Annotated in this window: 9 protein-coding genes and 1 pseudogene; 6 read left to right on the top strand and 4 right to left on the bottom strand. The window is 41.1% G+C overall.

Annotated features, from left to right (window positions below; all coding sequences use genetic code 11):
- Together RMY16_RS20125 and RMY16_RS20130 are read right to left on the bottom strand one after the other, a co-directional pair.
- Entirely contained in the window at positions 1-294 is a 294-nt protein-coding gene (locus tag RMY16_RS20125; protein WP_322673686.1) for a 2Fe-2S iron-sulfur cluster-binding protein, read from the bottom strand.
- Between the two features lie 145 nt (positions 295-439).
- Positions 440-1,279 (bottom strand): uroporphyrinogen-III synthase, encoded by an 840-nt coding sequence (locus RMY16_RS20130; RefSeq protein ID WP_322737894.1) that lies wholly within the window; start codon positions 1,277-1,279, stop codon positions 440-442.
- 306 nt (positions 1,280-1,585) lie between these two features.
- Here RMY16_RS20130 and RMY16_RS20135 point away from each other — a divergent pair, with 306 nt between their 5' ends.
- The 6 genes from RMY16_RS20135 to RMY16_RS20160 all read left to right on the top strand — a co-directional run bounded on the left by RMY16_RS20135 (position 1,586) and on the right by RMY16_RS20160 (position 13,614).
- Positions 1,586-2,497 carry a S1C family serine protease gene (locus RMY16_RS20135; RefSeq protein ID WP_322737895.1) on the top strand — a complete coding sequence of 304 codons (912 nt, stop codon included), beginning with the start codon at positions 1,586-1,588 and terminating at the stop codon, positions 2,495-2,497.
- A 331-nt stretch (positions 2,498-2,828) separates the two neighbouring features.
- The gene (locus tag RMY16_RS20140; RefSeq protein ID WP_322737896.1) at positions 2,829-3,665 is read left to right on the top strand and encodes a S1C family serine protease; all 837 of its coding nucleotides are present in this window, start codon (positions 2,829-2,831) and stop codon (positions 3,663-3,665) included.
- Positions 3,662-4,294: a response regulator transcription factor gene (locus RMY16_RS20145; RefSeq protein ID WP_322737897.1), complete on the top strand. Its 633-nt coding sequence runs from the start codon at positions 3,662-3,664 to the stop codon at positions 4,292-4,294. Before RMY16_RS20140 ends, RMY16_RS20145 begins: the two co-directional genes overlap by 4 nt.
- Positions 4,295-4,842: 548 nt before the next feature.
- The gene (locus tag RMY16_RS20150; protein WP_322737898.1) at positions 4,843-10,827 is read left to right on the top strand and encodes an AAA family ATPase; all 5,985 of its coding nucleotides are present in this window, start codon (positions 4,843-4,845) and stop codon (positions 10,825-10,827) included.
- Positions 10,827-12,359, top strand: coding sequence for a response regulator (locus tag RMY16_RS20155; protein ID WP_322737899.1), 1,533 nt, complete (start codon positions 10,827-10,829; stop codon positions 12,357-12,359). Before RMY16_RS20150 ends, RMY16_RS20155 begins: the two co-directional genes overlap by 1 nt.
- A gap of 25 nt (positions 12,360-12,384) precedes the next feature.
- Complete coding sequence (locus RMY16_RS20160) at positions 12,385-13,614, top strand: glycosyltransferase family 4 protein (protein WP_322737900.1); 1,230 nt, start codon at positions 12,385-12,387, stop codon at positions 13,612-13,614.
- Positions 13,615-13,659: 45 nt separating this feature from the next.
- On the opposite strand, the gene RMY16_RS20165 is transcribed toward RMY16_RS20160, so the two are convergent.
- The gene (locus RMY16_RS20165) at positions 13,660-14,217 is read right to left on the bottom strand and encodes a L,D-transpeptidase (RefSeq protein WP_322737901.1); all 558 of its coding nucleotides are present in this window, start codon (positions 14,215-14,217) and stop codon (positions 13,660-13,662) included.
- 680 nt (positions 14,218-14,897) lie between these two features.
- Positions 14,898-15,103, bottom strand: a pseudogene (locus tag RMY16_RS20170) (hypothetical protein); the annotation flags it as partial.

Raw genomic sequence — 15,103 nt, forward strand, 5'->3', positions numbered from 1 at the left:
CTAAAGCTCATCTTCTTGATGGGTTAAGATTGTACAGTCAGAAGTAGCATAGGCAACACAGGTGAGGACAAATCCATCGTTAACTTGGTCGTCATCTAAAAAGTTCTGATCGTCTTGGTTAATCGTACCTGAAATCAACTTGCCGGTGCAGCTAGAGCAAGAACCAGCCCTACAAGAGTAGGGTATGTCTATGCCTTCGTCATCGACAGCGGCATCTAAGATGTACACATCATCTTCAACATTAATTGTTTTATCGCCTTCTGGGGTCTTTAATGTGACTTTATAAGTTGCCATGTAACAATCCCTAGTTCTAATAAACTCCATATTCGATACTACGAGTTTATGTGCTGCTAGTCTAGAGTTGATTGTAGTTGACTGTTCTAGATTCTCAAACGCTTAGTGGAGCGAGTTTACATGTACCAGAAACTTGACAGGAAAATCACACAAGGAAAAATGCTGCGATCGCTTCAGCAAATCCCTCAAATGAACTATAATCTTTAGCCACGATCGCAACATTCATACCCAACTTTTGGGCATTAGCAGTTGTATAAGGGCCAAAACATGCAATAACACAATGTTCATAATCGCTTTGTGAGTTGACCATTGTCAAAAAGCTTTCTACTTCCGCCGTGCTACTAAAGGCAATTACATCAATCATTCCTTGACGTATCAGATTTAATTCAATACCGTAGATACTTGTGTCTAAACCCTGTGTGATATATGCAGGTACACGAGTTACTTCTATGCCCAATTGCTGCAAATCCCTAATTAAATTGGGTACAACATCAGGCTCAGGTAAACCTACAACTTCTGGAGCCGGGAGCAGCACTTTTTTCTCATGAATTTGCGGAAGTTTCGCTAATTCAGCTACAATTCCGGCTGGGCTAGATTCTATTGGAATTAAATCTACCTTGCCACAAAAAGATAATAAGCTTTCTGCGTCTTTTCCTAAAGCACATAAGTGACATTTTTCAAGCGCAGAGATGGGAATATGTAAATCATTCATGCGGTGAAAAAATGCAGTGATGCCATTTCTACTTGTAAAGACAATCCAATCAAATTCGTCTATATGAGCTAAAGCGACATCTAACTGAGTATAGTTTGATAAATAGCAGGTTTCGATGGTAGGCATAAAAACAGGTAAAGCACCTTTTTTAATGATTTGTTCGGATAACCTATAAGCATAATTTCTCGGTGCTGTTACTAAAATTCTTTTGCCATAGAGAGGTAAGTTTCTAGATGGAGTCAACAGGTTGATTTCTTTTGATTCGGTGTGCATTGGTTCATCTCCCATTTCATTGCTATTCCACCTTAGAACGCAATACGCTTGAAATTTTCCCTTTCACCGACCATGTACATCGCTTCAAATCTGAAAAAGAATCTAGAGATGTAGCATTACTAGGTCTCTACAAGGGTTTTAGATAACGCATATTTAATTTCACTCCTATGTCTATTCAGCAAGACCAAAAAGCTGATGTAAATCCTAGCCATTTTTCTAGGATAAGTTACTCCCCATTTTTCCGATGTCATCTGTATTGATAAAACGGCACGATCTGAATATCTAAAAACATTTGCGGAAAATCTTATGTCTTCATTACTGGCTTTATCGAACAGTTTAGCTGATACCGTAGAACAAGCTGGGAGCGCTGTGGTTGCAGTAAATGGAGGTACTCGTGTTTCCCCAAGCGGCATTCACTGGCGTAATGGCATCATTATCACCTCTGATGAGTGCCTCCAGCGCTATGACGATATCACTATTACCTTATCAAATGGTAACACTGCACCAGTAACACTCGTCGGTCATGACTCTAGCACCGATATCGCTGTTTTTAAGCTAGAAAATGTAGAAATACCTGTGGCAAAAATTGGCGATGCTAAAACGCTCAAAGTTGGTCATTTGGTACTAGGACTGGCAAGAGGTAGCGAAGGTGACTTAAGGGCGGCTATGGGTGCAGTAAGTGTGGTTAGCGGTACTTGGCGCAGTATGAGTGGCGGGAATATTGACCAATTTATCCGCCCAGATATCACCCTTTACTCTGGTTTTGCAGGCGGGCCGCTTGTAGATGCCGCTGGTTTTGTTGTAGGCATGAATACATCGGGGCGGCGTGGTACTGCTCTGACAATTCCCACTGCTACAGTCGATCGCGTGGTTGACCAATTAGTAGCAAAAGGACGCATTTCTAAGGGCTACTTGGGTGTGGGAATGCAACCTGTACGTTTACCAAAAAACCTGAAAACTGCTCTCAATTTAACTTCTGCAACTGGGGTAATTGTTGTCAACGTTGAGGCTGCGGGGCCTGCTGACAATGCAGGTATACTGCTTGGCGATGTTTTGGTAACATTCGATGGCGTAACTGTGGGCGATACAGGTGATGTGCTGGCGCTGCTCAATAGTAGCGATCGCATTGGTAAAGCTGTCAACGTGCAAGTTGTCCGGGGTGGAGTCTTAATTGAGTTAGCGATCGCAGTTGGCGAACGACCTACAAAGGAGGAATAATCCCAATTTGGGATGGGTTTAACTAGCTTTGTGAAGATTTATCTAAATTTTCTATTCATTTGAGCTTCTGAACTCGAAATTTTGACCTCTGAACGCGGAACTTTGACCTTTTTGCTCGAACATTCAAGCTTTGAACTCGGAACTTTGGCCTTTTTGCTCGAACATTCAAGCTTTGAACACGGAATTTTGACTTTTTTGCTCAAACGTTCAAGCTTTGAACTCGGAACTTTGACCTTTTTGCTCGAATGTTGAGCTTCTGAACTGGAAACTTCGACCTTTTTGCTCGAACGTTTGACTGATTTTACTTTGACACGCTCAAAAATTGTATAACATGGCAAACACAACATTAATTAACGTCGCTGCTGAACTGACAGAGGTAGCTGCTAAACTACGCGAGCGCACTGTTAAAGTAAAAAGTGGCTCTCTAGGAGTCGGTTCTGGTGTCATTTGGCAACCTGACGGACTAATTATCACTAATGCCCATGTGGCAACCAGCAACCGCGCAGCTGTGGAATTGGCAGATGGAAGGGTATTTGATGCAGTGCGTACCCAATTCGATCCGCAGCAGGATTTAGCCGCCCTGAAAATTGTTGCCACTGATTTAACTGCTGCAACTATCGGCAATTCTGAAGCGCTACGAGTGGGTGAATTAGTCTTGGCGGTGGGTAATCCCTTTGCTGGCAGTGGCGCTGTGACAACTGGAATTATCCATGCAAATAATTCACGAGCAGTTATGGCCGATTTGCGGCTGTATCCTGGTAATTCTGGGGGGCCACTTGCCAATTGTCAAGGCCTTGTTGTGGGAATTAATACGATGATTGTTAATGGTTTAGCTGTGGCGGTTCCCAGTAACACCGTTGAGCGTTTTTTACAGGGAAATAGTCGTCCGCAGCTGGGAGTTACACTGCAACCTGTGCTTTTAGGTAGGCGTAGCTTGGGTTTATTGGTGCTGTCAATTCTACCTGACAGTGCGGCAGAAAATGCTGGTGTACAAATCGGCGATGTTTTAATTGGAGTTTCGGGGCGATTATTCACTAGCATAAATGACTTAACCAAATATCTCCATGAAAGTAAAGGATCTGTGCCGCTACAACTCCTACGCGGTAGACAGCAATTCGTGATTTATGTTGCCGTGCAGTCCGATAAAACTGCTGTGGAGGCGACATGATCCGAGTGATGGTGGTTGCTACTTCCCCTGTGGTGCGGGCAGGGTTATCAACTGTGGTAACTACCAATCCTCGGTTGACGGTTGTGGGGAGTGCATCCGATTTGGATGTATTGGCGAGTGAAGTCGGGCAATTACAGCCGGATGTGGTGCTGGTAGATTTGAGCGGGAATTTTCAACAATCGGTATGGGAAAAATTGCTGGTTATTCAAGAACAGCAATACCCATTAGGAATAATCGTCATTGTTGAAGAACTCGACAGCATCGACTTAGAGACAGCGTTACGTTCCGGTATTCGGGGAATATTGCCCAGTACTAGTACAGAGTCAGAAATTGTTGCGGCTGTGGAAGCGATCGCTTTTGGTTTGCTGGTGCTGCACCCGGATGCTGTAGAATTAGTGTCTATCCGTGAAAAAGTAGTAACGAATCCCGTACAAAGCTTGACACCACGGGAGATAGAGGTTTTAGGAATGCTTGGGTCAGGGTTGGGAAATAAAGCGATCGCAAAACGTTTGCATATTTCTGAGCATACCGTCAAATTTCATCTCTCATCCATTTTTCAAAAGCTCAGTGTCTCTAGCCGCACTGAGGCTGTTGCTGTGGGTGTACGACTGGGTTTGATTATGCTTTGATCGATAGACTTCTTGGCATTGGGGGAAAAGGGTAAGGGGTAAAGGGGAATGGCACAGAAAAGATACAGCCCATGCTCTGACTCGTTCTGACTGGTTCCCTGCCTTTAGGCAGGGAATCCATTCTGGGAGGCTCCGCCTCCAGTAGCTTGACAAGAGGCAGAAGCCCCCCATTAACATGCACCTCAATATCTTGTAAAAATAACTTTTGCAAGATGTCTATTAAAAATATGAGATCGTTATCAATACAGAATACAAGAAGGGTATTCTGACCGAAAAAGCAGATAGCGCAGCGTCTATACAGTTCAGAATGAGCAACAAAACCCAGATATAGAGACGCGCAGCATCACGTCTTTTAAAACCAATTATCTACACCAATAACCTTTAACCCAAGCTTATATTTCCAAATGTTGAGCTTTATTTAGCCTTAGAGAAATTTTGGGCTGGCTGGGAATGCTAAAGAAAGCACTTGATTGTCCTTTTATTTGACAGTTGTGGATAACGTTCATTAGCATCATGCCCAGTTCATCGTACTACTTAGGCTTAGAAAAATGATACCTGTCCTTCCCGGTTACAACTTTATTGAAGCTCTGCATGAAGGTGTGAATACCGTTATTTATCGCGCTTCCAAGCAGTCAGATCGAAGCCTTGCGATCGTTAAAGCCCTGAAAGCCGAGTATCCCAGCCTCGAAGAACTAACCCGACTCAGACATGAATATAAAATATCAGAGACATTAGTAGATATAGAAGGAATTGTCAAGTCCCTAGCTTTAGAAAATCATCATAACGGTCTAGCCCTAATTTTGGCAGACTTTGGTGGAGAATCTCTGAAAAAGTATATTAGCGATCGCCAATTATCATTAACCGAATTTCTCACAATAGCCATTCAGCTAGCATCCACTCTGACTCAACTGCATCAAGCCAAGATTATTCATAAAGATATAAAACCTGACAATATCGTTATTAACCCAAAAACCGGACAAGTTAAAATTATCGACTTCAGTATTGCGTCGCGGTTAGAAAAAGAAAATCAAAGTATCAGCAATCCCAATTTATTAGAAGGCACTCTCGCCTATATGTCACCGGAGCAAACCGGACGAATGAATCGGTCAATTGATTACCGTACCGACTTCTATTCTTTAGGCGTTACTTTTTATGAAATGCTGACAGGTGCGCTGCCATTTAATGCCGCTGACTCTCTAGAATTTGTTCATTGCCATATTGCCAAAACACCAATAGCGCCTCAAGAGTTCAATCCCCAAATTCCCTCGGCGGTTTCTGACATTGTAATGAAATTATTAGCTAAAACTGCTGAAGATAGATATCAAAGTTCTCTCGGACTAAAAGCCGATTTAGAAACCTGTCTGACTCAGTTACAGACGGATGGCGAGATTTCCCACTTTATTGTCGGTCAATTAGATTCATACAGCCAATTTTCCATCCCGCAAAAACTCTACGGACGGGAAATAGAAGTTGCTACTTTGTTAGAAGCATTTGATCGCGTCAGTTCTGGTACTACGGAAATGATGCTAGTTTCTGGTTACTCAGGCATCGGTAAATCGTGCTTAGTTTCTGAAGTTCACAAACCGATTGTGCGCCAGCGAGGTTATTTTATCTCCGGTAAATTTGACCAGTTCAAGCGGAATATTCCATTTGCTTCTCTAATTCAAGCATTCCAAGATTTGATGCGGCAGTTGCTAACAGAAACCGATGAGCAAATAGCCCTTTGGAAATCAAAACTAATAGATGCCCTTGGCTCCAATGCTCAAGTGATTATAGACGTTATTCCCGAATTAGAACGGATTATTGGCCCGCAGCTAGCAGTTCCTCAATTAGGATCGTCAGAATCACAAAATCGATTTAATCGGGTGTTTCAACAATTCATTCATGTATTTAGTCAACCCGAACACCCGCTAGTTTTGTTTCTGGATGACTTGCAGTGGGCGGATTCAGCTTCCCTCAAGCTTATCCAGTTAATTATGACCGACCCAGATAGCCAATATCTATTGCTAATTGGTGCATATCGAGATAATGAAGTAAATGCCACTCATCCTTTGATTCAGACCTTGGAGGAGATTCAACAGACTGGTGCGATCGTAAATAACATTATCCTCCAGCTTTTGGATATCGCTCATGTCAATCAGTTAGTAGCCGATACTCTTCGTAGCGAACTTTTAAAAGTAAAGCCGTTAGCTGAGTTAGTTTTTACAAAAACCCAAGGCAACCCATTTTTCTTAACTCAATTACTCAAATCTCTTTATCAAGATAATTTTTTATCCTTTGACTTTGAAGGCGGTTTTTGGCAATGGAATATTGAGTTTATTCAGGGAGTTAATATAACTGATAATGTCGTTGAATTGATGGTCAGTCAAATTCAAAAGCTATCTGAGAAAACACAGAATGTGTTAAAGTTTGCGGCCTGCATTGGAGACAAATTTACTTTAGATATATTGGCGATTATTAATAAAACATCTCAGTCAGAAACAGCAGCCGATTTGTGGGAGGCTCTGCAATCAGGTTTGGTTCTGCCCCTCAACAATTCCTACAAAACACCGCTTGTTTTCGACTCAGAACAAATAGAGACTGAGAACAGGCGATCGCACATTAACCAGCCCCCATCACCCATTACCTATAAATTCTTACACGACCGGGTACAGCAAGCATCTTATTCTCTCATTCCAGATGACCAGAAAAAACAGACTCACCTAAAAATCGGTGAATTGCTACTAATACATACCTCGGAAACGGACATTGAAGAAAACATTTTTGAAATTGTCAACCAACTGAATGTTGGTGCTGAATTGATTACCCAACAATCTCAAAAAGATAGACTGGCTCAACTCAATCTTATAGCTGGACAGAAAGCAAAAGCAGCAACAGCGTATGAATCATCTGTTAAATATTTAAATGTAGGCTTGGAATTACTTGCGGCAGATAGTTGGCAGTGTCAGTATGACATGACACTCAACCTCTATGTAGAAACAGCAGCAGTAGAATTCCTCAACACTAATTTCGAGCGAGCAGAAATGCTTTCTGATATAGTTTTGGCACAGGCAAAAACCCTGCTCGATCGAGTCCAGGTGTATGAGACAAAAATGCAGTTTTATATTGCTAAAAACCAAATGCAAGCCGCATTAAATACCGGAATGCAAGTGCTAAAAATGCTAGGGTTGCCTTTATCAGAAAACCCCCCGACGAGACTGACTAGATTGAATTTAGGAGGAAAACGAATTGAGGATTTAACAGAATTGCCAGAAATGACTGATGTTTATAAATTAGCCGCACTGCGAGTTTTGATAAATCTGATTCCTCCGGTTTATATTGCAGCTCCCGAACTTTATCCCCAGGTCGTTTTTAAAATGACCAATCTCTGTCTCAAATATGGGAACTCCCCACTGTCAGCTTATACGTATGTACTTTATGGAATGTTGCTATGTGGCGCTTTTGAAGACATGGATTCTGGTTATCAATTTGGTCAGCTAGGCATAAAGCTGTTAAATCAATTTAATGCTAAGGAAATGACGGCGAAAATCTATGAAACATTTAATTATTTTATCAGGCATTGGAAAGAACCAGCTATTAATACTATAGAACCCTTAATTGAAGGTGTTCAAAGAGGGCTGGAAACAGGAGATTTAGAATATGCTTCTTATTCAGCTTGTTTTTATTGTACGCACTTGTTTTTTATCGGTGAAAATCTAGAAGTCGCTCTCCAAAAACAAGCGCATTATATTGCTTTAATGCAAAGAACCAAACAAGAGTTTCAAATTATTTATGCTCAGATAGTCCGACAAACTGGTTTGAATTTAATTAAAAAAACATCGGAACCATATCGATTAATTGGCGAAAGTTTTGATGAAAATAAAATGTTGCCAATTCTAATAAATAGCAATAATTATATGGCTATTTATCCGATCTATGTTTCTAAACTGATTCTGGGTTATTTATTTAAAAATTACGATCGCGCTGCTGAGGATGCCTTGCTGGCAGAAAAATATGAACAAGGTGGACGAGGGTTGATGTATAGAGCCGAACATAAATTCTACTCCTCTCTTACTCTCCTAGCTTTGTATCCCAGTGCATCAAAAACCGATGCCTACGGCGGCAAGCTACGCCAACAATATTTTAGCCAAGTGGTAGCGCAGCAGAAAAAAATGAAGCAATGGGCATTGCATTCTCCTGCCAACTATCAGCATAAGTACGATTTAGTGGAAGCAGAAAAAGCACGAGTATTGCAACAAGATGCCAAAGCGATCGCATTTTACGATCGAGCCATAACTGGAGCCAGAGAACATGGATATATTCAGGAAGAAGCCCTAGCCTCGGAACTAGCAGCAGAGTTCTATTTTGCTTGTGGCAGAGAGAAAGTTGCTAATACCTATCTCAACGATGCCTACTATGGATATGGTTGCTGGGGAGCGAAGGCAAAAGTCAAAGACTTGGAAAAAAGATATCCTCAACTATTTCGGATATCGAAGCGAGAAACTGTCAGTACGAACGTAACCCGGATCATTAGCTCTACAAGCGAAAATGCTTCAGAATCGCTCGATTTAGCTACAGTTATGAAAGCATCTCAAGCTCTTTCTGGAGAAATAGTTTTGAGCAATTTGCTAACTAAATTAATGACAATTGTGATAGAAAATGCTGGCGCTCAAACAGGGTACTTAATTTTAGAAAAATCAGGGAACTTGCTAATAGAAGCATCAGGAGCAGTAGACAGAAACGATGTAACTGTGCTACAAGGAATTCCAGTATCAACCAGTCAGCAATTACCAATTTCACTGATTAACTATGTAGCCCGAATTAAAGAAAATGTTGTCCTCAGCAATGCAAGTAGTGAAGGAAAATTTACCACAGATACATATATCGTCACCCATCAACCTAAATCGGTTTTATGTACACCGCTCATCCATCAAGGAAAACTTAGTGGCATTCTTTATTTAGAAAATAATCTCACTATTGGCGCATTTACATCAGATCGCTTAGAAGTATTACAACTGTTATCTTCTCAAGCGGCGATTTCCATTGAGAATGCTCGTCTTTATAAAGACTTAAAATTAGCCAACACTAACTTAGAAACCAAAGTACAAGAGCGAACTTTAGAGTTACAAGAAAAAAATGTGCATCTGCAAAAAGCAGAAGAAATCGCCCAATCAGCCAACCGTGCTAAAAGTGATTTTCTTGCTAACATGAGCCATGAACTGAGAACACCACTTAATGGCATTTTGGGTTATGCTCAAATCCTCAAGCGTGAAAAAAGTTTAACTAACTCACAAAAAGATGGTGTAAATATTATTCATCAGTGTGGCGACCACCTCTTGAACCTAATCAATGACATTTTAGACCTTTCTAAAATTGAAGCGAGAAAAATGGAACTCCACCTAACGGATTTTCATTTCCTAGATTTTCTCGAAGGCATTGCCGAAATCTGCCGTATCCGCGCCGAGCAAAAAGGTATTTGCTTAATTTTTGAACAGATTACTCAACTTCCTATAGGTGTCAAGGCTGATGAAAAACGATTGCGACAAGCTTTGATTAACTTACTAGGTAATGCCGTTAAGTTTACTGAAACTGGAGGCGTAGCTTTCAAAGTCGGCTATCAGGAAGGTAAAATTCGGTTTCAGGTGGAAGATACAGGAATTGGCATGGCACCAGAGCAATTAGAAGAGATATTTTTACCGTTCCAGCAGGTAGGAGATTGCAATCGTAAAGCAGAAGGAACGGGATTGGGACTGGCAATTACCCGCCAATTAGTTCAGATGATGGGTGGTGAAATCCAGGTGAAGAGTAACTTAGGTAAAGGGAGTGTTTTCTTCTTTGATTTAGATTTAACTGAAGTTTCTCAATACGCTGATGTTATCAAAAAAGAGCAACGAAATATTCAAGGTTTTAAAGGCAGTATGCAGAAAGTTATTGTAGCAGATGATAGAGCAGAAAATCGTGCAATTTTGGTCAAGATGCTATCGCCTTTAGGATTTGAAATGATAGAAGCAGTAGATGGTCAAGATTGTCTCAATAAGGCATTTGAATTAAATCCAGATTGTATCCTAATGGACTTGATGATGCCTCAAATGAATGGCTTTGAAACTACACGTCGCATTAGGCGATCGCCTGAACTAAAGAATGCGATCGTGATTGGCACTTCTGCCAGTGTTTTTGATTTCGATCTCAACAAAAGTAAAGAGGTGGGTTGCAATGATTTTCTACCTAAGCCCATCCGTATAACAGAGCTTTTAGAAAAGTTACAGTATCACTTAAAATTGGAATGGATTTATGATGACGGGGAAACTCAAGTATCTAAAGGTAATCAAGCAGAAAATTCTCAACAATCATTGGTAACTCCCTCGGCAGAGGAAATAGCCACTCTATTAAATTTAGCAATGAAAGGCGATCTCAAAAGTATTGTAGAGCGAGTTAATCAATTGGAAGAAATGGATGTGAAATATGCACCTTTTTCTTTAGAGTTGCGTCAATTAGCTAAAGGTTTTCAAGTTAAAAAAATCCGTGAAGTTTTAAAAAATATAGGAGTAAATTAATGAGTCTTTCCAACATTGAAAATGGCATTATCTTAATCGTTGATGACAACCCGACAAATTTAGGAGTGTTATTCGATTTCTTGGCTGATTCTGGCTTCCAAGTTTTAGTAGCGCAGGATGGCGAGGATGCAATTGAACAAGTAGAATATGCTCTCCCCGATCTGATTTTGTTAGATGTACTCATGCCTGGTATGGATGGGTTTGAAACTTGCCAGCATTTGAAAGCTCAAGAATCAACTAAAGACATCCCCGTAATTTTTATGACGGCGCTTTCTGAGACGGTGGATAAGGTTAGAGGGTTGAATCTTGGGGCGGTTGATTATATCACTAAGCCGCTTCAGCATGAAGAGGTTTTAGCCCGTGTCAAAATCCATTTAAGCATACGAAATTTGACTAAGAGACTGCAAGAACAAAATGTGCATCTAGAGCAGGAGATTCAAGAGCGAACTAAGGCAGAGAACGCCCTCTTAAAACTGACATCTGAGTTAGAAGAACGGGTGGAAGAAAGGACATCTGCACTTGAGCAATCTAATCAGCTGCTGCAACAGGAAATCCAAGAGCGAATTTGTACAGAACAAGCATTGCAAGAATCAGAAGCACGCTATCGAGAACAAGCCAATCGGCTAGAACTTGCCTTTCGCCAACTTCAAGAAACTCAAAGCCAACTGGTTCATAGTGAAAAAATGTCCAGTCTGGGACAATTGGTGGCGGGTGTCGCCCATGAAATTAACAATCCTGTCAACTTCATCTATGGGAATCTGACTCACGCCTATGAATATACCGAAGGCTTGCTCGACCTCTTGAACCTTTATGCCAAGTACACTCCCTCGCCGCTACCTGAAATTCAACAACTGGCTGAAGCGATAGATTTAGAATTTCTGAGTGACGACCTACCCAAATTGCTGAGTTCGATGAAGGTTGGGGCTGACCGCATCCGCGAAATTATTCAGTCGTTACGGATTTTTTCCCGCGTCGATGAAGCCCAAATGAAGCCAGTAGATATTCATGCAGGGCTAGATAGCACGCTGCTGATTTTGCACAATCGCTTTAAAGCTGGCTCTAACCAACTAGGGATTCAACTCGTTAAAGAGTATGGCGACCTACCGCTTGTGGAGTGTTATGCAGGACAACTCAACCAAGTGTTTATGAATCTACTGGCGAATGCAATTGATGCTTTGGAGGAGTATGATAAACAGCGATCGCCCCAGGAAATTTACTTTTGCCGCAGCACGATTCGGATTCGCACCGAAGTAACCGACGATAATTTTGTGACTATTAGGATTGGCGATACTGGGCCCGGTATGACAGAGGAAGTACGCGATCGCCTATTTGACCCCTTCTTTACAACAAAACCCGTAGGTAGAGGCACGGGTTTAGGCTTGTCGATTAGCCAGGAAATTATTGTTTCTAAACATGGTGGTCAGATAACGTGTATCTCAGCACCTGGTCAGGGAACAGAGTTTATGATTAAAATTCCGATGCGATCGCACCCTTTAGAATTGACTTTGGCTGCACCTTCCTATTTTGGCTAGACTAAAAACTTTTGAAGACGCTTGTATGAACATTTTAATGCTATCTTCCACCTTTCCCTACCCAGCAACGCGCGGAGGAACCCAAGTTAGAACATTTAATTTACTCAAGTACTTGAGTCAACGCCATAATGTCACCCTCGCGACTCAACGCGAGAGTGATGTTACAGACGCAGAAGTAGCAGGATTACGTGATTGTGTAGATCATCTAGCTATTTTTGAACGCCCACCAGATTCTCGAAACACCGGAATATTGAAGAAAATAGAGCGATTTGGCAGATTTTTGCAGCAGGGAACACCGCCAAGTGTACTTAACCGCTACTCAGTTGACATGCAAACATGGGTTGATAACTGGGTGGAAGCAGGAAAATGTGATGTAATTACTTGCGAACATAGCGTCAATGAAATTTATGTGCGATCGCATTTTCAGAAACAGCTAAAAACTATCGTTAATGTTCATAGTTCTGTTTATGCTAGCTGTCATAACCAATTAGCAACAGGCATTTCAGAAAATTCACTCCGAGACAAAATTAATCTGCCACTTTTGCGGCGTTATGAACAGAGCTACTGTGCTAAGTTTTCGGCAATTGTTGCGACAACAGAAGAGGATAAAATTCAACTACAAGAATTTAACCCCAATAGCGAAATTACAGTTATTCCCAATGGCGTAGATTTAGTTTCTTTCCCCAAGCGTACCACCGATCCAGGAGGACATCGCCTAATTTTTATTGGTGCAATGGATAATTTAGCAAATATTGATGCTGTCTGCTTTTTCAGCAATGAAGTTTTGCCAGAAATCCAAAAATTTTATCCCGATACAACTTTTGATATTGTCGGTTCTCACCCAGTGGCAGAAGTTTTAGCACTTGATAAAAAACCAGGAATTAATGTGCTGGGGCGTGTACCTTCGATGGCAGAATATTTACATCAAGCCACCATCTGCGTTGTACCGATGCGGACTGGGTTTGGTATTAAAAATAAAACTTTAGAAGCAATGGCAGCTGGTATACCTGTAGTAGCCAGCGATCGCGGCTTAGAGGGATTGGCTGTAGATGCTGCTAGTCATTCATTACGGGCATTACGAGCTAATAAAGCAGCAGAGTACATCACCGCTATTAGTCAACTATTTGATCGTCCACATCTGCGTTCAGAATTGTCTCACAACGGCAGACAACTGGTAGAAACAGAATTCACTTGGGATATTGCCGGTAAAAGCTATGAACAAGTTTGTCTTGCGAGAAGTAATACTAATTCGTAATTTGTTATGACGCTCCTACGTCACTTCGTCATGCCCCTATATCAGCTATCGCACTACAGTAACTGGTGTTCCCATATTAACCTGATAGAATAGTTCTCTAACATCGTTGTTGTACATCCGAATACAACCGTGTGAGGCAGCCTTACCTACTGAATCAGGATTAGGGGTACCGTGAAAGCCAACCCAATTTTTACCGTTTGTCCAAAATCCAATCCAGTATTTGCCAAGTGGGTTTTCAGGATCTCCTCCTGGGATAGCCTTACCTGTAAAAGGGTTTATCCAAGTAGGATTTTCTAACATTGTACGTACTCGGAAATTACCAATTGGGGTTTCCCAGTTTTGGCGACCTACTGCTATGGGATAACTTTTAATTCGGATTTTTCCTCGATAGAGGGTTACTCGACGGTTGCGAAGGCTGATTTCTAGATGAAGTGGTTGAATAGGTTGAATAATTAAATTATTAATATTAGCCGTTTGAGAGACTAAATTTTTGGTTGAAGTACGAGAAAGAACTCTTAGTTCAAAAGCTAAGGATATAGCTGGATTAAAATTTAATCCAGATGCACAAATAAAAATAACTAATTTATCTAATTGCTTGAACATTTTAAAGCTTTAAATTCTGTTTATCAATATTTTAGGTTCTTCATTACTTGTTATGCTAAAAACAACACTTGATTTTAAAGATAAATCCCTAATTTTAGTTTGAAGTTTAGCGTAACACCTACGGAAGAGCCATATTTGGCTACCAAATTAATTATCAATTGTTTAATTTTTGAGCTTATATGCTGTGTAATTATTTGAGTAATTATCCTGATGAACAGAATAAAAAAATTGTAGGTTGGGTGAAGCAAAGCGCAACCTAACAAAGCTATGAAAATGTTGAGTTACTCTGCGGGAAGCCCCTTCTCTACGAGATGCTCCGCGAACGGGTCTACCTTCTTCAAACCCACTTACTTCTCCCTTGGCGCTAGCCTTTCCCTTTGGGAGAAGGGGAGACACTACGGGAAGAAGTCGGGAAACCGCAAGGGCGCAGTGGCTCCCCAACCTACACAACTTAAGCTTTTTAGCGCTAACCAAAGCGTATTGAAATAGAAATAGCCATTTCGTAAGCAAGGTAAAAGAAAATCGTCAAAAGTAGTTGCAGTAGAAATCAAATCAATTGACAGGGTATCTCATCTTTTCTACTGCATTTACTCTTAATAACAGTCATTATTTGAAATTATCTAACTAGAGGCAACAAGCTTAACAAGTTCTCTAGTCTGGTATCGTATTTGGCTAAGAAATTACCATAGCGCTCTTACACCTCCACCAGTGTTTTGTCTCCCTGTAGTGTTGTTACCTCCTGTATTGTCCTGCGTTCCGGTAGTGCCATTATTTGGATATTGCTGCGTTCCGGTAGTGCCATTATTTGGATATTGCTGGGTTCCACTAGTACCATTATTTCGATACTGCTGGGTTCCGGTAGTGCCATTATTTGGATATTGCTGGG

Source organism: Nostoc sp. DedQUE12b, from assembly GCF_034530835.1.
GTDB lineage: Bacteria > Cyanobacteriota > Cyanobacteriia > Cyanobacteriales > Nostocaceae > Nostoc.